General features: G+C 68.8%; 13 protein-coding genes. 6 read left to right on the forward strand and 7 right to left on the reverse strand.

Going from position 1 to position 15,212, the window contains the following annotated elements:
• Window positions 1-96 precede the first annotated feature (96 nt).
• The 4 genes from JQX13_RS26740 to JQX13_RS26755 all read right to left on the reverse strand — a co-directional run bounded on the left by JQX13_RS26740 (window position 97) and on the right by JQX13_RS26755 (window position 6,026).
• Window positions 97-1,806 (reverse strand): DUF262 domain-containing protein, encoded by a 1,710-nt coding sequence (locus JQX13_RS26740; RefSeq protein ID WP_203411732.1) that lies wholly within the window; start codon window positions 1,804-1,806, stop codon window positions 97-99.
• A 663-nt stretch (window positions 1,807-2,469) separates the two neighbouring features.
• Window positions 2,470-5,457 carry an ATP-binding protein gene (locus JQX13_RS26745; protein ID WP_203411733.1) on the reverse strand — a complete coding sequence of 996 codons (2,988 nt, stop codon included), beginning with the start codon at window positions 5,455-5,457 and terminating at the stop codon, window positions 2,470-2,472.
• Window positions 5,447-5,647, reverse strand: a complete 201-nt coding sequence (locus tag JQX13_RS26750) for a hypothetical protein (protein ID WP_203411734.1) — start codon at window positions 5,645-5,647, stop codon at window positions 5,447-5,449. Before JQX13_RS26750 ends, JQX13_RS26745 begins: the two co-directional genes overlap by 11 nt.
• A 7-nt stretch (window positions 5,648-5,654) precedes the next feature.
• On the reverse strand, window positions 5,655-6,026 hold the full coding sequence (locus JQX13_RS26755) for an Hpt domain-containing protein (RefSeq protein ID WP_203411735.1): 372 nt from the start codon (window positions 6,024-6,026) through the stop codon (window positions 5,655-5,657).
• Window positions 6,027-6,110: 84 nt separating this feature from the next.
• Between JQX13_RS26755 and JQX13_RS26760 the strand changes: the two genes are divergently transcribed.
• Window positions 6,111-7,004 (forward strand): MBL fold metallo-hydrolase, encoded by an 894-nt coding sequence (locus JQX13_RS26760; RefSeq protein WP_203411736.1) that lies wholly within the window; start codon window positions 6,111-6,113, stop codon window positions 7,002-7,004.
• A gap of 12 nt (window positions 7,005-7,016) precedes the next feature.
• On the opposite strand, the gene JQX13_RS26765 is transcribed toward JQX13_RS26760, so the two are convergent.
• Entirely contained in the window at window positions 7,017-7,622 is a 606-nt protein-coding gene (locus JQX13_RS26765) for a DUF488 family protein (protein ID WP_203411737.1), read from the reverse strand.
• A gap of 99 nt (window positions 7,623-7,721) precedes the next feature.
• Window positions 7,722-8,507, reverse strand: coding sequence for an SAM hydrolase/SAM-dependent halogenase family protein (locus JQX13_RS26770; RefSeq protein WP_203411738.1), 786 nt, complete (start codon window positions 8,505-8,507; stop codon window positions 7,722-7,724).
• A gap of 107 nt (window positions 8,508-8,614) precedes the next feature.
• Here JQX13_RS26770 and JQX13_RS26775 point away from each other — a divergent pair, with 107 nt between their 5' ends.
• The 3 genes from JQX13_RS26775 (at window position 8,615) to JQX13_RS26785 (ending at window position 11,023) form a co-directional block, all read left to right on the forward strand.
• Window positions 8,615-9,625 carry an FAD-dependent oxidoreductase gene (locus JQX13_RS26775; protein WP_203411739.1) on the forward strand — a complete coding sequence of 337 codons (1,011 nt, stop codon included), beginning with the start codon at window positions 8,615-8,617 and terminating at the stop codon, window positions 9,623-9,625.
• Window positions 9,615-10,007, forward strand: coding sequence for a DUF2750 domain-containing protein (locus tag JQX13_RS26780; protein ID WP_203411740.1), 393 nt, complete (start codon window positions 9,615-9,617; stop codon window positions 10,005-10,007). The genes JQX13_RS26775 and JQX13_RS26780 overlap by 11 nt, the downstream gene beginning before the upstream one ends.
• A 137-nt stretch (window positions 10,008-10,144) precedes the next feature.
• Complete coding sequence (locus JQX13_RS26785; protein ID WP_203411741.1) at window positions 10,145-11,023, forward strand: OmpA family protein; 879 nt, start codon at window positions 10,145-10,147, stop codon at window positions 11,021-11,023.
• Between the two features lie 6 nt (window positions 11,024-11,029).
• Here the strand turns inward: JQX13_RS26785 and JQX13_RS26790 are convergent, their stop codons facing one another.
• Window positions 11,030-11,260, reverse strand: a complete 231-nt coding sequence (locus JQX13_RS26790; RefSeq protein WP_203411742.1) for a hypothetical protein — start codon at window positions 11,258-11,260, stop codon at window positions 11,030-11,032.
• A 167-nt stretch (window positions 11,261-11,427) separates the two neighbouring features.
• Between JQX13_RS26790 and JQX13_RS26795 the strand changes: the two genes are divergently transcribed.
• The gene (locus JQX13_RS26795) at window positions 11,428-14,202 is read left to right on the forward strand and encodes a kelch repeat-containing protein (RefSeq protein ID WP_203411743.1); all 2,775 of its coding nucleotides are present in this window, start codon (window positions 11,428-11,430) and stop codon (window positions 14,200-14,202) included.
• A 91-nt stretch (window positions 14,203-14,293) separates the two neighbouring features.
• Window positions 14,294-15,211: a hypothetical protein gene (locus tag JQX13_RS26800; protein WP_203411744.1), complete on the forward strand. Its 918-nt coding sequence runs from the start codon at window positions 14,294-14,296 to the stop codon at window positions 15,209-15,211.
• Window position 15,212 lies beyond the last annotated feature (1 nt).

Here is a 15,212-nt window from a genome sequence, read left to right on the forward strand (position 1 = left end):
AACTACCCTGACACAGGGGCTACGCCTACGCCCTATACGCCAGGGGGCTCGCGTCCACGCGCCGGGCGTGCGGGCCGCGAGCACGCGCCGCGAGAGTCAATAGTCCAGCCGCCAGATGGCAGTAGCTTCCCTGGCGAAGAGGTCCTGCCGCTTCCGGATGGCCTCGGCATTCCAGTCCGCAGACGCAATGCTTCTTGTAATCTGGTACCTGCTCCTGGCGTAGATCTGCAGCTTGGTGGCGAAGTCCTTGTTCTCGGCTTCCCGGTTGAGGGTTGGCTCCAGGAGGGTGTAGTTGCCCAGCCGATAAGTGAAGCGCTCGCGGTCTTCCTCCGAGATGGCCTCCCACCCTGCTCTCGGACTCTCCGGGAGGATGTGCTCAAGGGTGGCCTCAGTCGTTTCGAAGTCGATGTCAGTATTGGAGGCACGCTTCTCTAGCTCGCAAAGAATGTACATGGCGAGCCTCTTTCTGTTTCCGCGCGAGTCGACCGTCCGGCTGCTGAAGGCATCGCGCAACTCTTCGTCCGATAGGTAGATGGGACCGAGCCCCTCCTTGACCTGCTTTGTGGTCTGGTACTCCCCTTTCCAGAGATGGACGGCGGCCTCGTTGTAGGCTCGCTTTAGGTCGCCTGTGTTTCGCTGCCCGATGATGTTGTAGCGGAAAGACACGACCATGCAGAGGCGCAAAAGCTGTCTGAGTTGCCCCCCATCCTTTCGGAACCGTTGCCTAGCGGCGAGGATGAGCGGCTTGTACTGCTCGACACGGAACAGCCTGAGCGCGCGGACATAGTTGCGACATTCGGGAGGGTAGTCCTGCCAGAAGGGGTCCTGGGGATCGTCGAGCGCGGCGTACCACTCTGATGACTCCTCCAGGTCATCCAGCAGGGCAAAGGCCTTCTCACGGCTGTCAATGTTTCGTTTGACATGGTGGAACAGCCGGTTCTCGCGGATGTTGAGTTCCTCGGCGTTGAGGTGGTGGAAGAGGAACGTGGGGAAAATGGGCATGGTGATCCGTGCCACGATGGATTCCCACTGTTTCTTCACGAGCTGCAGATCCGTCCTCCCCCCGGCCGCCTGCGCGAATAGGAAGTTTTTCAGCAGGTCTGTGGAGGTCAGCTCAAGCCCACGGGCGTTGAGGGTCTCAAAGACGGTGTACGCCGAGAGTTCGTCGAGCACCTTGATTTGAATGAAGAGCAGGCGGCGGGCGACGAGCTTGTTGAGGAAGTCCGCGAGAATGGCCCCATCAGTCACCCCACGGAAGCGCTCCTCCAGACGGTCGACGAAGAAGCGGTAGGCACTCCAGAGCTTCTGGTGAGAGTCGGGCCGCCGTCTGGTCCTGGGCTCCTTGAGTTGCACCAAGTGCTGTTGATAGAAGCTGTCGTCGTTCTCGTTGAGGAAGAGCTTGCTCGAATATTTGAGGGAACCCGGGTCCTTGGTCCCGATGAACTGACTTCTCAGCAGCTCGGAGCGCTCCCTGTTCGCGTCAGGCTCGATGGAACACTCGACGAGGTCATTCAGCCGCTTCAGCACCGCCAGGGCGAGGAAGGTCAGCGTGGCAAGCCGCTGTTGCCCATCGATGATCTTGAAGCGGTTTTCCCCCGAGGTCTGCAGGACGATGGCGCCCATGTAGTGCTGCGAGTGGAGGCTCCCGGCGGAATCGAGTCCCCGGATGTCCTCCCAGAGGTCTTCCCAGTTCTCGAGGCCCCACGAGTAGTCTCTCTGGAAAGGGGGGACTTCGTAGATCTTGCCGTTCCCGAAGATGTCACCCAGGGTGACCGTGGTGGTTTCGAGCAGGTTCTGCGAGGTCATGCCGGTATTTAACCGTGGGAGGGCTGGCTTGCGCATCTGTTTAGGGGCATTCCTGGATGGCGAAGACGGCTTCGGCGCGGGCGGGCGCCGGTGGGGGGAGACCCGAAGGCGGGTTCGGCGCTGGGGCGCTGGGGCGGGGGACGGGGGCCCGCACGAAGGTTGCTCCCTCAAGTGGGGGGGCAGAGCCGAAGCCGGAAGAGGCGAGCGGGCCAGCGGAGAGAGCGGTGCGGGTGGAGCCGATGAAGGAGCGCACGCCGCGAGTGGACTCTCGCCGGGCTGCTGCGCCGAACTTTCGCGCTGGATGTCTTCGCCTGTGCCCACTGTGGAGGCCCCGGCGGGTGCTGGCGTAGGTGACGGCACCCGGTGGGGATGCGCCATTGTGGAGCACCTGGGACTGCCCACCTCGAGGGCGAGATTGGCTCCAGCCCTCACCCTCTACTGTGCCCCCATCCCGCCATACGCCGACGGATTTGGTCTAAATTTGGTCCGACAAGAACCGATGGTCCCCTAATGCGAGCCGCGCCTCCTTGTTAGGAGTGGGTTCGACTCAAGGCGGCAGGCAATCTCTATTGGAGGTGGCGGGAATAGAACGCGCCGCCCTCCAATCTCTCTCGTGACTCGGCGGCCGTCGTGAGCCATGGAGTTTCCCTGATGGCCGTGGGCTCATGGGCCACGAACTCCTCGCGATCCGCCTGATTGGAGGGTGGACTGTCGGGCCATCGCCTTCGGGAGTGTCACGGTGAAGGTGGTGCCGGCTCCGGGCTGGCTGTCCACCTCCAGCGTGCCGCCGTGCTCCTGGACGATGCTGGACACCAGCGCGAGTCCCAGCCCGGTTCCCTCTCCGGGCTGCTTGGTCGTGAAGAAGGGCTCGAAGATGCGCTGCGCGAACTCGGGTGGAATCCCGTGGCCCTGGTCCACCACGCGCACATTCACCTGCTCACCTGCTTCCTCGGCGAAGAGCTCCACCCGTCCGCCTCGTGGCGAGGCGTCGATCGCGTTGGTGACCAGGTTCACGAAAACCTGCTCCAGCCGCTGCGGATTGCCCATCACCTCCAGGCCCTCGGGGCAGTGGCTCACGCACGTCACGTCGGCGCTCTTGCGGCCCAGGCGCGAGAGATGCGCGGCCTCGGCCAGCAGCGGTGACAGCGTCACCCGGGTGACGGGCACGGTCTTTCCCTCCGTCACTCCCGCGTGGCTGAAGGTGACGAGCGCCCGGACGATCGCGTCGATGCGCCGGGCCTGCTGGAGGATGAGCTGCACCCGCTCGTGGATTTCCGCCGGGTCTTCCTCGTAACGAAGGTTCTGCGCCACGCTGGTGATGGCCGTCAGCGGGTTGCCAATCTCATGCGCCACGCCCGCGGCCACCCGTCCCACCGAGGCCAGTCGATCCTGGTGCGCCAGCCGCGCGTCCATCGCCTTGCGCTCGGTCAGGTCCTCCACCAGCAGCACCGCGCCTTCCGGGCGCTCGGGTCTCTCCTGCGTGCTCTCCGGGAGCGTGGCCAGCGAGCGGTGCAGCCGGAGGATGCGCTCGCGCCCGTCGAGCCGGACCTGTGTCTCGGCGTCCGCGTCCGGGCCCGAGGCGAAGCCGGAGAGCAGTCCTCCCCAGGGCTCCGGCAGATGCGTCAGCGTCTGGCCCCGCACCTCCTCGGAGCTCAGGCCGGACAGCCGCTCCAGCGCCGCGTTCCAGATGACCACGTCCTGGTCCGGCCCCAGCGCGCACGCGCCCAGGGGCAGCTCCTCGAGGATTCGCTGGAGGTAGCGCCTCACCGCCTCCAGCTCACGCACCGGGCCCTTCATCCCCCGTGCGTCGCGCAGCCGCTCCTCCACGAAGCGAAGCTGCTCGGCGAGCGCCGTGCTCGCCCGGGGATCCACCTGCAAGGCCTCGCTCACCGCCAGCCGTGCCAGCACCGGGCCCAGCAGGCCGGACAGGTTGCGTTCGATCTGATCCCTCAGCCGGCGCAGCTCCGACGGGCGGCGCTCTCCATGGGTCAACCCGAGCTCGCCGAGCGCCCGCTCCAGCTCGGCGGTTGCTGCGTCCGGCCCCAGCACGGGCGCGAGCTGCTGGCGGAACTCGTCCGGGGAGCTGGCCGTCACGTTGCCCGCGCTCAGCGAGGGCGTCTCGCGCGCGCACAGCCGTGCCGCCTCGGCCTCCTCGGGCGAGGAGCGCGTGGCGAGCGAGAGTCCCACGAAGGTCAGCGCATTGAGGGTGAGGGAGGTGAAGGTGACGAAGCTCCATGGGTCGACGGCGGAGAAGCCCAGGAGGGTCGCCAGCTCCGCGGCCCGTGGTGGCAGACCATGGCCCAACCACAGTGGTCGCAGCAGCAGCACGGCCCATACGGCGGTGCCCACGCCCAGGCCCGAGAGGAATCCCGTGCGCGTGGCCCGGGGCCAGAAGAGCAGTCCCAGCAGCCCGGGGATGAACTGCGCCACGCCGACGAAGGAGATCAACCCCAGGTCCACCAGCCCCGCGGCCCGCTTGTCGAGCAGCAGGTAGAAGCCGTAGCCCGCGAGGATGATGGCGGCGATGAGGACACGCCGGGCCCACAGCAGCCGGCGGTACAGGTTGCCCGGTGCCCGCGCGTAGCCGAGCGGCAGCACCAGGTGCGTGAGGCACATGGGCGCCATGGCCAGCGTGGTGACGATGACCATGGCGCTGGAGGCGGAGATGCCGCCGAGGAACGCGAGCAGCGCCAGCGCGTGGGCGCCCCGTGCGGCGGGCACGGCGAGGACGTGGAAGTCCGCGGGCCCTGGCAGTCCCATCTCCACGCCGGCCCAGAGCACGAGCGGCACCGCCACGTTCATCAACAGGAGCAGCAGCGGGAAGGCCCACGTGGCGGTGGAGAGGGCATCGCGCTCGGGGCTCTCCGTGAAGGCCACGTGGTACTGGCGCGGGATGAGGAAGGCGGCGGCGCAGGAGATGACGAGCAGCGGCGTCCAGGAGGCCTCGCGCGCGGGCTCCTGCATGGCGTGCAGCGCCTCGGGGTGGGCGTCCAGCCACGCCTGGAGTCCTCCCGGGCCACCGAAGACGGAGGCCACCGCCCAGGCCCCCACGAGCACCAGCGCCACGCCCTTCACCAGCGACTCGAAGGCGATGGCCAGCGCGAGGCCTTCATGGCGCTCGCGCACGGTGACGTAGCGGGCCCCGAAGAGGACGGAGAAGACGATGGTGGTGGCGCAGAAGCCCAGCCCCAGCAGGGTGGCCGAGGCCGAGGGGCTAAGGACGCGCGCGGACTCGACGACGGCGCGCACCTGCAGGGCCAGGTAGGGCAGGGTGCCCACCAGCAGCGCCAGCGTCACCGCGGTACCGGTGGCCTGTCCCGGGTAGCGGAAGGCGAAGAGGTCCGCGAGCGAGGTGAGCTGCAACTCCCGCGTGAGCTTGAGCAGCGGGCGCCACAGCACGGGGACGAGCAGGCAGGAGAGGGTGGCGCCGAGGTAGATGGCGAGGTAGCGGAAGCCGTACTGGCCGGCGTAGCCCACGCTGCCGAAGTAGGACCAGGAGGTGGCGTAGACGCCGAGCGCCAGGGCGTAGGCCAGCGGGTGCTGGGTGATGCGCGAGGGGATGCGTCCGCGCTCGGCGGCGTAGGCGATGAGGAACAGCAACAACAGGTAGGCGAGGGAGGCGACGACGAGCGTGCCCAGCTCAAGTGTCATGGCCGCTCCGGCGGGCGGCCCAGGCCCCGAGCCCGATGACTCCGAGCCATACCGCGAAGGGCTGGTACCAGGGCGCGCCCTCCCGCAGCCAGAGTTGCCGCAGCGGCGAGCCGAAGAGGAGCGCCGCCACGGCGAACACGAACAGCGAGAGCATGGCGGGCTGTCCACCCGGCTCGGAGGCGCGCTTCATGGCTCGCTCACTCCTGGATTCCCACCTGGGCCATCAGCAGGGGTCTTGCCTCCTGGTATGCCTGCTCCACCGCGGACAGCAGCTCCGCCGCGCCCTCCAGCCCCGGGCGCTCCCGCGCGAGGTTCTCCAGCGCCTTGCAGTGCATGCGCACCCGCATCATCCCGAACATCCCGCTGCTCGTCGCCAGGCCGTGGGCCTCGTTGGCGAGCACCGCGGCGTTCCCCGCGGCGAGCAGCTCCCGCATCCGGACGATTCTCTGGGGCGTGCGGTCCAGATAGCCGCGCGCCATGTCCGCCACGAGATTCGGAGCGTCTTCGTCCTGAAGCACGCTCAGCTTCTCCAATTGCCGCACATCCATCGCGAGGACCTGCTGCTCCATAGGGGAACCATTCTGCCCTACCCGTGTAAGGCCGAAAAACCTCGTTCGTTCCAGGCAGCGTTACTTCGCTACGGAGAGCAACCCATGAAGCTGCTGTGGATCGCCGGACTCGCCCTCGTTTCACTGCTCGTCTTCCTCGGCCCGCGCGCGGAGGCGAGCACGGCCAACCGCGTCACCATCCTCTACGACGGGTTCGGCAAGCCGTCCGACCTGAGGAAGGACTGGGGCTTCGCCGCCCTCATCGAGTACGAGGGCAAGCGCATCCTCTTCGATACCGGCAACAACCCCGACCACTTCGCCCACAACGTCCAGCGCCTGGGCGTGGACCTGACGAACCTCGACTTCGTCGTCATCTCCCACCGCCACGGGGACCATGCCTCGGGCCTGAAGCACCTGCTCGAGGTCAACCCGGACGTGCCCATCTACGTGCCCGCCGACGAGTACTTCGGCGGCGTCACTCCGCCCCACTTCTTCGAGCACGGCGACGAGTCCCTTCCGCCGGAGATGCGCTACTTCGACGGGCACCCGCCCCATGACAACCCGCACGGGACGCCCTGGCGCGAGGCGAACTTCATCCGCGTGACCGCCCCCCTGGAGGTCGCCCCGGGCATCCGCCTCATCACCACCACCTCGCGGAAGCCCGGCACGATGGAGCTCAAGGAGCTGTCGCTGGTGCTCGAGACTCCGTCGGGCAACGTGCTGGTGGCCGGCTGCTCGCACCCGGGCATCGAGCCGATCCTCCAGGAGGCCTCGCGCGCCTCGTCCTCCTCGCGTTTCCGCATGCTCTTCGGCGGCCTGCACCTCGTGGAGGCCTCGGACGCGGAGATCCAGGCCATCGTTTCCTCCCTGCTCGACACGTGGCGCATCCGGGAGCTGGCTCCCGGTCACTGCTCGGGCGAGCGCACGTTCGCCCTGCTCCGGGCCCGGTTGGGTCAGCGGCACGTCTACGCGGGGGTCGGCACCACCATTCCCCTCTAGGGCAGCCAGGAGTCAGAGGCCCAGGTCCAGCTCGGTCTGCTTCGCGCCGGCCTGTTCCCCCGGGCCCGGGTAGAGCACCTGTCTGCCGTGCAGCACCGCGAAGGGCGTGAGCGCGTGGGGCTCGGAGCGGGTTCGGCTGGTGATGTGCCGCACCTCCACTCCCCGGGCATACAGCGCGTCCGCCACGAGCGAGCGGTGGCACCGCCAGCGCACCGCCTCGGCGCACATGAGGGCCAGCGGCCCGTCCGGCGTGAGCTCCCGCAGCTCCTCGAGCCCTCGTGCGAACTCGTCGGTTCGCATGTAGTCCGCGTAGCCGCGGAAGCTGGCGTTGCGCCACCCGGTGTTGGGCGAGTCCTTGCTCGCGCGTCGCAACCCCCCGAGCCTCGGCAGGTGCACGTACCGGATGTCCTCCGCCCCGAGCGTTCGGGGCAGGGTGTCCCGGTTGAACTGGGGGTTCTTCCTCGAGCGCGGCACCGTGCGGATGTCCACGAGCGTCTGGATTCCGTGCGCTCGCAGCAGCTCCACCAGCTCCTCCGCCGAGCGCGTGGAGTGGCCCACCGTGTAGATGCTCGCCTTCCCCCAGCCCGGTGCTTTTCTCTTCGGCAGCTCCGTGCTCATTACTCCGTGCTCTCCTGTACGGAATGTAGGCACGGGGCTCCTGGTGGGAAGCCGATACCCTCACCCCGACCCTCTCCCAGGGGGAGAGGGAGTTGGGGCTCAGCCTGGTTCGATTCGCACTCTCGTTCCCCGGCCTACCCCGAGCACCTCGGCCGCGCTCCCTTCCCTCACGGACACCTCCAGCAGCCCCGCGCTCCCCACCAGGGACAGCGGTTCTCCGGATGCGACGACCTGGTAATGCGCGTGTGGCGCCTCCCGGATGACCGTGGCCCCGATGTGCACCTGGAAGCGCGCCGGTAGGAGCGCCCCGGGCAGGTTGGTGATGAGGTTGCCGTAGGTGTCCACGTGGAGCACCTCGCCCACCGGCCATCCGTTCTCCTCTCCCGGGGGTGGGAATGAGAAGGGTCTCTCCAGGTGGTGCAACGCGCGGCCGAGCTTCTCCAGCTCCACCCCCGCCGCCAGGTGTCCCACCGCCGGTGCGAACACATCCCGCCCGTGGATGGTCCTCGACTGTCTGGGTCCCCGGTATTCTGGCGCGGTCAGCTCCACCGCCCCGGCCAATCCCCCGAGCTGCTCGATGGCTGGCACCAACAGTCCGTTGTCCGGACCCACCAGCACGTCACCCCGCCGCGTCCTCGCCGCCACGGCTCGCCGTGTCGAGCCCACGCCCGGATCCACCACCGCCAGGTGCAGCGAGCCCTCGGGGAAGGCCTCCACCGCGCTCCATAGCAGGAAGGCACCCCCTCTCACGTCCTGGGCGGGCACCGCATGCGTCAGGTCCACGAGGACCGCTCCCGGGGCGACCCGGAGGATCGCCGCCTTCATCTGGCCCACGTAGGTATCCGTCAGGCCGAAATCCGTCAGCAGGCTGATGGGTGGAGGCATCGTTCCTGGAAGATATCCGCACCCCTTCCTTCGTGGATCCCGCGGGGGGGGGCATTCACTTCCCGGGCCCCATCCGCGATAGAACAGGGGCTCGTCCCTGGCCCCCTATGCACGTCGTCATCCTTGGATGTGGAGTCTCTGGACTGTCCTGCGGTGTCCGGCTGCTCGAAGCCGGTCACCCGGTGGAGATCTGGGCGCGCGAGCTGCCCCCGCACACCACGTCCGATGTCGCGGCGGCCGTGTGGTACCCGTACCATGCCTTCCCCCAGGAGCGCGTCTCCGCCTGGGCCGGGCGCACCCTCGAGGTGCTGCGCGCGCTCGCCCGGGAGCCCGACACCGGTGTCCGGAGTATCCTCGGGACGGAGCTCCTGCTTCGTCCCGCCCCCGACCCGTGGTGGACGCCGTGCGTCCCCGGCTTCCGTCGCGCCACTCCGGCGGAGCTGCTCCCGGACTTCGTGGATGGCTACGTGTTCGAGGCTCCCGTCATCGACATGCCTCGCTACCTCCCGTATCTGCTGGCCCGCTTCCGCCGGCTCGGTGGCTCCGTGCTCCAGCGCGAGGTGCGCTCCCTGGACGAGGCGTGGGACGTGGCTCCGTTGGTGATCAACTGCACCGGCCTGGGGTCTCGTGAGCTCCTGGGGGACACGTCGCTCTTCCCCATCCGCGGGGAGGTGCTCCGCGTGGAACCGCTCCCGCTGGAGCGCTTCCTCTTCGACGAGCAGGACGAGACGCGTGGCATGACCTACCTCATTCCCCGCTTCCAGGATTGCATCCTCGGCGGCACGCTCGTGGAGGGGAGCTGGTCGCTGGAGCCAGACCCGGCGCAGGCCGAGGCCATCCTCGCGCGCGCGGCGCGGCTGCTCCCCGCGGGCACCCGCCTCCACGTGCTGCAGCACCTGGTGGGGTTACGGCCCGGGCGTCCCTCCGTGCGCCTCGAGCTGGAGCAGGTGGGAGGACGTCACGTCCTCCACAACTACGGACATGGCGGGGCGGGCGTGACACTCTCCTGGGGTTGTGCCGAGGAGGTGGTCGCGCTCGCCGGACAGCTCGCCGGTGGCACGGCCCTTGTCGGACCGGCCTGGAATCCTTCGAGCACTGGGAGGACGCATGGAACGTGAACAGAGCCAGGAGCGCATACAGTCCGTGCTGCGGTTGCCCGCTGCCCGGCGCTATTCGTACTTCCTCCAACGCGTGGTGGAGTCCGGTGAGGTGTGGGGACTCGATGGCGAGGGGTGGGCGCTCGCGCTCGATGACAGCGGGCGGGACGTGCTGCCGCTGTGGCCCGCGCCCGAGTTCGCCGCCATGTGCGCCACGCGGCTGTGGTCCGGCTTCCAGCCGCGCGCCATCACGCTGCGGGAGCTGATGGACAATGTGCTGCCCCAGCTCGAGGAGGAGGGGATGCCCGTGGGCGTCTTCTTCACGCCGGAAGGGCAGGGCCACCCCGTGTCGGCGCGTGAGCTCATCGAGGCCTTGCGCACCGCGAGCGGCCCGTTGGCCTGAAACCTCGCGACCCCGAGCGTAACGCGCGGCGTCGAGCAGGTCCTGCTCCGCCGCGAGTGGAACGTTGCACCTCCTGACACCTGCGCTCACCTGCACCGCCTTGAAGTCACCCGGGCGGGGCTTCTACCGTCCGCGCCATGCCTGGAGATTCAGACAAGACGGTGTACGCGAAGGGAACGGCCCCCCGGGGTGGCCAGGGCTCGAAGCCCTGGGTTCCGTGGCTGGTGACGGCGGTGGTGGTGCTGCTGGCCGGTGCTGGGGGCTATATCGGGTACGCGGCGTACTCGGCGCAGAAGGCGCGCGCGGAAGCCGCGGAGCAGTCGGCCGCGGAGGCCCGAGCCCGGACGGTGACCACGGAGCAGGCGCGCAAGGCGCTGGAGGAGAAGCTCTCGGAGCAGCTGGCGGCGAAGGACCAGAAGCTCACGGCGCTCGAGGACGAGCGCACCCGGCTGTCCACCGAGCGCGAGCAGCTCCAGCAGGCGGTGCAGGAGAAGGAGGCCGAGCTCGCGCGTCTCAAGGCCACCTACGAGGACATCGAGCAGAAGCTGAAGGCGGAGATTTCCGAAGGGGAGATCCGCCTGTCCCAGGCCGAGGGCCGCATCCAGGTGGACCTCGTGGACAAGATTCTCTTCGACTCCGGTGAGGCGAGCCTCTCGGCGCGAGGTTCCGAGGTGCTGGCGCGGCTGGGCGCGGTGCTCTCCAAGGTGGAGAACCGCTCCATCCTCGTGTCGGGCCACACGGACGATGCGCCGCCCTCGCAGCGGCTGGCGGCCACCTACCCGACGAACTGGGAGCTGTCCGTGGCCCGCGCGGTGAACGTGGTGCGGTTCCTCGGGGAGAAGGCGGGTGTCCCGCCGGCCCGGCTGGTGGCCGCGGGCCATTCCGATACGAAGCCCGTGGCCAGCAACGCCACGCCCAAGGGCCGCGCCCGCAACCGGCGCATCGAGATCCTCCTCATTCCGGATCTCCCCGCGGGCAAGAAGAGCGAGACCAAGGCCGCCGCGGTCACGCCCTGAGCGGACTCAGGGCATGCTCGGACGATGGGGCGGCTGTCTGCGCTTGGACAGGCGGACGGACACGAACGCGAAGACAGCCGCCGCCACCACGAGCACCGCCAGCCAGTACCAGAGCAGCGGGCTGCTGGTGACGTGCGAGTCCTCGCGCGCGCTATGAACGGTCTCGTTCTGTGCCAGCGCCACCATCGGTGCGAGCAGATACAGCATCCAGGCCGGAATCATTTGCACGGTCTTCATCACTCCCGGAACCTGGGCATGTGTTCTGTGAGGAACAAGGTGTCGCCCAGGTGACGCCTGGCTGGTCCCCAGGAGCGCCGCCGGGCCCTCCCTCGAGTCATCGATCTCTGGTGTAAAAGCCCCGCCCACGCGGAGTGCTCCGCGTCGAGCCACGAGGGTAGGGGGCCATGCGGTCTGATAACCACACGAAGAGTTGGAGTGGCATCCGTGACTGGGTGCTGATGGCCTCGAGCGTGCTGCTGCTCGCGGCCTGCGGTGGCAGTGAGTTGCCATCGGATGCAGTGAGCACGCGCCCGCAGGGACTGGGTAGCACCAACAAGGTCCTCATCCTGGCCGGCACGGTCACCGATGGCGAGTCCAGCGTCGAGGCGCAGGCCGCCGCGAGCCTGGGTTACGCGGTGGAGGTCGTCTCCGACGCGGAGTGGGCCGCGAAGAGCTCGGCGGACTTCGCCACCTATCGCGCCATCATCCTGGGGGACCCCACGTGCAGCACCAGCGTGGGCCTGGTTCAGGCGGCGATCGACAACCGCCACGTCTGGGGCCCGGTGGTCGACGGTAACGTCATCGTCATGGGGACCGATCCCGTGTACCACGCGGAGGATCTGGTCACCCGGAACGCCGTCGGGTTCTCCGTCGCTCAGGAGGGCAAGACGGGCGCCTACATCAACCTGAGCTGCTACTACCACGGGACGCCGGCCAACACGGCGGTGCCGCTGCTCGACCCGTTCGGCGCCTTCACCGTGACGGGCGTGGGTTGCTACAACGATGCCCACATCGTGGCCACCCACGCGGCCCTCGATGGCCTGACGGACGGCCTGCTCTCCGATTGGGGCTGCTCGGTCCACGAGGCCTTCGACTCCTTCCCGGCCGCCAACTTCACCCCGCTCGTCATCGCGCGTGACCCGACCTACGGCGCGCGCCTGCCGGGCTCCATGGACTTCGCGGACGGCTCGCACGGCGTGCCCTACGTCCTGGCGCGCGGTGCCATCCCCGTGCGTTGCGGCGACGGCGTGATGCAGTACCCCGAGGAGTGCGACACGGGCGCCAGCAACGGCGTGCCCGGCACGGCCTGCTCGTCCGTGTGCCGCCTGCACTGGTGCGGTGACGGCACGCTGGACCCCGGTGAGGAGTGCGACACCGGTGCCTCCAACGGCTCCGGCTCCTGCAGCGCTTCCTGCCGGCTGGTCGCCGTTCCCCGTCCTCCGGTGGCGCTCTGCAAGGATGTCACCGTGTCGGCCGACAGCCTCGTCTGCTCCGTCTCCGGCAGCCTCATCAACATCGACAACGGCTCGTATGACCCGGACGGTGACCTGACGGGCTGCACCCAGTCTCCGAGCAACTTCGCTCTGGGCTCCACCCCGGCGACGCTCACCTGCGTCGACTCGGCGGGCCAGCGGTCCTCCTGCACGGCGATGGTGACCGTCGTCGACACCACGGCTCCGTCCATCACCTGCCCGGCCAACGTGTCGGCCGAGTGCGTCTCGGGCGGTGCGAACGTGGATCCGGGCCAGGCGTACGGCGATGACAACTGCAGCGACGCGACGTACTCCAGCAGCCCCGGCGCCGGCCGCTTCCCGGTGGGCAGCACCCCCGTCACGCACACCGGCAGGGATTCCGCTGGCAACACCGCCACCTGCACCAGCACGGTGACGGTGAGCGATACCCAGGCTCCGGTCGTGACGGTGTCCGGCTACCCCTCCATCACCATGACGTGCGGCAACGCGTACGTCGAGGCCGGCGCCAGGGCCAATGACGCCTGCCAGGGTGACCTGAGCTCCGCGGTGACCGTCTCCGGCTCCGTCAACACCAAGGTCGCGGGCACCTACACCCTCACCTACACGGTGAAGGACGCGGCGGGCCACGTGGGCACCGCCACCCGTACCGTCACCGTGATTCCGGGCCCCTCCGGCGAGTGCGAGGACCGGCACGGCGGCTGGATTCTGACGGGCAGCATGGCCCTGCCGCGCATGCTGCACACCGCCACCCTGCTGGACGACGGCCGGGTGCTGGTGGCCGGTGGTTTCAACACCACCTCGGAGCTGTACAACCCGGAGACCAAGACCTGGTCCGCCACGGGCAACACCCTGGGCGCGCACCGCGGTCACACGGCCACCAAGCTGCAGGATGGCCGCGTGCTCATCACGGGCGGCGGCTCGTGCCCCATCACCGACGCCACCGCGGAGCTGTATGTCCCCGCGATCGGCAAGTGGAAGCCGGCGGGTCAGCTCAACCAGCAGCGCTTCCACCACTCGGCGGTGCTGCTGCCCAACGGCAAGGTGCTGGTGGCCGGTGGTCGCGTCACCGAGTACGACGGCAACGTCTTCGCCTCGGCCGAGCTGTATGATCCGGCCACGGGCTCCTGGACGTACACCGGCAGCATGCAGACGGCGCGCGCCTATCACACCATGACCCTGCTGCCTGGCGGCAAGGTGCTGGTGACGGGCGGCAGCGATGCCTCCGACGCCCTCATCAACTCCGCGGAAATCTACGACCCGGCCTCCGGGACGTGGACGAGCGTGGCGAGCATGGGCGCTGGCCGCTCCTCTCACACGGCCACCCTGCTGCCTGGCGGCAAGGTGCTGGTGGCGGGCGGTGCGGGCATCGACGTGGCGCTGAGCTCCTCGGCGGAGCTGTATGACCCGGCGGCCAACACCTGGACGGCCACGGGCAGCATGAAGGATCCGCGCAAGTGGCACACCGCCAACCTGCTGCCGGACGGCCGCGTGCTGGTGGCCGGTGGCTACCACCCGCTCACGGGCATCATGACCGCCTCCGAGCTGTATGACCCGGCGACGGGCAGGTGGAGCGTCACGGCGTTCATGAACGTGGACCGCTACCGTCACACGGCGACCCTGCTCAACAACGGCACGGTGCTCGCGGTGGGCGGCGTCAGCAACCACGACAACGCGTCGGCCGAGTACTACGACCTGGACGAGCTGTAGTCGCCGTTGCCCTCGTCGAGGGACCCCGGGAGGGCGGTACTCTCCGTCCTCCCGGTGTTGGAACCATCGGTGTTAGGGTGCTCTCGGTCCCATGACGAGAAGCACTCAAGCCATCGCCGATGGCATCCGACGGCGCGTCTTCGAGCACACCATCCGCCACAACGGGGGATACCTGTCCCAGGCGTGCTCGGCGGCGGAGTCCCTGGCCCTGCTCTACAACGAGGTCCTCCACCTCGGTCCGAGCACCGCCCCGGCCATTCCACGTCCCTTTCCGGGAGTGCCCGGTCCCCACAACCCGGACAGCTTCACCGGCGCCGGCTACCACGGCCCGGCGTCTCCGGAGTACGACCGCTTCTTCATCTCCCCAGCCCACTACGCCCTGGTGGTCTACGCCGCGCTCATCGAGGCGGGCCGCATGGCCCCCGAGGGGCTCGAGCACTTCAACCGGGACGGCTCCAGCGTGGAGATGATTGGCGCCGAGCACAGCCCCGGCTTCGAGGTCACCACCGGCAGTCTGGCCCAGGGTCTGTCCATGGCCTCCGGCGTGGCCTGGGCCCGGCAGCGGCGCGGCGAGCCCGGCCGCGTCTGGGTCTACCTGTCCGACGGCGAGCTGCAGGAGGGACAGACCTGGGAGTGCTTCGCCAACATGGCGTTCCACCGCATCGCCAACGTCTCGGTGGTCATCGACGTCAACGCCCAGCAGTGCGACGGGGCCATGAGCACGGTCGGTTACATGGGCGATTGGATCGCCCGGCTCCGGTCCTTCGGCGCCGATGCCGTCGAGGTGGACGGCCATGACCTCACCGCCATGCGCGCGGCCCTGTCCCGCCGAGCGGAGGACCGGCCCGTCGTCACGCTCATGCGCACCAGCCCCTATCAGGGCATGGACGCCGCCCTGAAGAAGCGCTTCCCGCGTCTGCACTACGTCCGCTTCCAGTCGTCCGAGGAGAGGCGCGAGCTCGCTCGCAGCGTCGCCGCCCAGCTCGGCATTCCCAACCCGGAGCCCTGAG

The organism is Archangium violaceum, from assembly GCF_016859125.1.
GTDB classification, from domain to species: domain Bacteria; phylum Myxococcota; class Myxococcia; order Myxococcales; family Myxococcaceae; genus Archangium; species Archangium violaceum_A.

Excerpts from the sequence above, each read along its gene's own strand:
- JQX13_RS26740 (WP_203411732.1), bottom strand. The coding sequence starts at position 1,806 with ATGACCTCGCAGAACCTGCTCGAAACCACCACGGTCACCCTGGGTGAC.
- JQX13_RS26745 (WP_203411733.1), bottom strand. The coding sequence starts at position 5,457 with ATGACACTTGAGCTGGGCACGCTCGTCGTCGCCTCCCTCGCCTACCTG.
- JQX13_RS26750 (WP_203411734.1), bottom strand. The coding sequence starts at position 5,647 with ATGAAGCGCGCCTCCGAGCCGGGTGGACAGCCCGCCATGCTCTCGCTG.
- JQX13_RS26755 (WP_203411735.1), bottom strand. The coding sequence starts at position 6,026 with ATGGAGCAGCAGGTCCTCGCGATGGATGTGCGGCAATTGGAGAAGCTG.
- JQX13_RS26760 (WP_203411736.1), top strand. The coding sequence starts at position 6,111 with ATGAAGCTGCTGTGGATCGCCGGACTCGCCCTCGTTTCACTGCTCGTC.
- JQX13_RS26765 (WP_203411737.1), bottom strand. The coding sequence starts at position 7,622 with ATGAGCACGGAGCTGCCGAAGAGAAAAGCACCGGGCTGGGGGAAGGCG.
- JQX13_RS26770 (WP_203411738.1), bottom strand. The coding sequence starts at position 8,507 with ATGCCTCCACCCATCAGCCTGCTGACGGATTTCGGCCTGACGGATACC.
- JQX13_RS26775 (WP_203411739.1), top strand. The coding sequence starts at position 8,615 with ATGCACGTCGTCATCCTTGGATGTGGAGTCTCTGGACTGTCCTGCGGT.
- JQX13_RS26780 (WP_203411740.1), top strand. The coding sequence starts at position 9,615 with ATGGAACGTGAACAGAGCCAGGAGCGCATACAGTCCGTGCTGCGGTTG.
- JQX13_RS26785 (WP_203411741.1), top strand. The coding sequence starts at position 10,145 with ATGCCTGGAGATTCAGACAAGACGGTGTACGCGAAGGGAACGGCCCCC.
- JQX13_RS26790 (WP_203411742.1), bottom strand. The coding sequence starts at position 11,260 with ATGAAGACCGTGCAAATGATTCCGGCCTGGATGCTGTATCTGCTCGCA.
- JQX13_RS26795 (WP_203411743.1), top strand. The coding sequence starts at position 11,428 with ATGCGGTCTGATAACCACACGAAGAGTTGGAGTGGCATCCGTGACTGG.
- JQX13_RS26800 (WP_203411744.1), top strand. The coding sequence starts at position 14,294 with ATGACGAGAAGCACTCAAGCCATCGCCGATGGCATCCGACGGCGCGTC.